The sequence below is a fragment of the Methylobacterium sp. WL103 genome (assembly GCF_008039885.1).
Lineage (GTDB): Bacteria > Pseudomonadota > Alphaproteobacteria > Rhizobiales > Beijerinckiaceae > Methylobacterium > Methylobacterium cerastii.
The window spans coordinates 1-993 of sequence record NZ_VRUX01000992.1 but is presented as its reverse complement, the minus strand read 5'-3'; the positions used below and the strand labels follow the sequence as shown (position 1 = coordinate 993).

Below are 993 nucleotides of genomic sequence, written 5' to 3'. Positions count from 1 at the left end.
CCGCAGCGCGCCGGGGGCGACGGTCGCTCCCGCGTAGGCGCGGACCCAGTCGAAGCGCTGGTAGGGCGTGGCGAGGCAGGCGGGGTCGGCCTCGAGCCCGCGCCACAGGGCCTCGACGGCCGCGAGGTCGGTGAAGACCTCCGCGGTAAGGCCGGACTGAGCGTGCGCGCGGGCCATGGTCGCTCCTGCGAGATCCCGGTCCATCGGACCGCCTGCCACGACCGCCATCGCCCATCCCCCGCGCCGACCCCCGTGGAGGCGGCAAACCATCGGTCCCGGGCGCCACTTCTGGGCACCGGCCCCTAAGCCGGGGTGTACGTGGCAACGCGAACGCGCGGTCGGGCCGGGCGAAGCGCCGGCGTGGCTAACGGATCGTTGCGCGCCGCAGGCACGGCCCGAGCCTCAGCCTTTGTTTACGCCGAACCGGGACAAGGAAGGGGGGCGCCGCGCACGGCGTCGCCCGTGTTGCGTTCCTGCGCCACCGAGGCGGTGCCATGCTGTCGTCCCGAAACCGCCACCGGCTGTTCGAGGCCGGGTTCCGGGCCGTCTCCGCCACGGGGGCCGACCGCTGGCTCGCGCCGGCCGCCTGCGGCCTCGGGGTGATCCTCACCTTCCACCACGTCAGCCCGGAGGCCCCGGGTCCTTACGCGCCCAACCGCCTGCTCTCGATCACGCCGGACTTCCTCGACGCGACCCTGCGCGAGCTCGACGCCCGCGGCTTCGAGGTCGTCGGCCTCGACGAGGTGCCCGAGCGCCTCGCCGCCGCGCGCTACCGGCCGCCCTTCGCGGTGCTGACCTTCGACGACGGCTACCGCGACAACGTCGTGCATGCCCGGCCCGTGCTGGCCCGCCACGGCGTGCCGTGGACGCTCTTCGTCACCAGCGACTTCGCCGACCAGACCGGGCGGCTGTGGTGGATCGAGCTGGAGCGGGCGATCGGCCGGCTGGAGCGGGTCCGCGTCGCCGTCGGCCCGCGCGACGTGGACCTGCCGG

1 protein-coding gene and 1 pseudogene are annotated in these 993 nt (G+C 75.0%); one reads left to right on the top strand and one right to left on the bottom strand.

Translation table 11 applies throughout. The features are described from left to right. A pseudogene (locus FV222_RS31655) lies at positions 1-177 on the bottom strand (GNAT family N-acetyltransferase); the annotation flags it as partial. A gap of 317 nt (positions 178-494) precedes the next feature. Here FV222_RS31655 and FV222_RS27265 point away from each other — a divergent pair. Further along, a partial coding sequence (locus tag FV222_RS27265; protein ID WP_147816258.1) for a polysaccharide deacetylase family protein occupies positions 495-993 on the top strand: 499 nt, incomplete at its 3' end.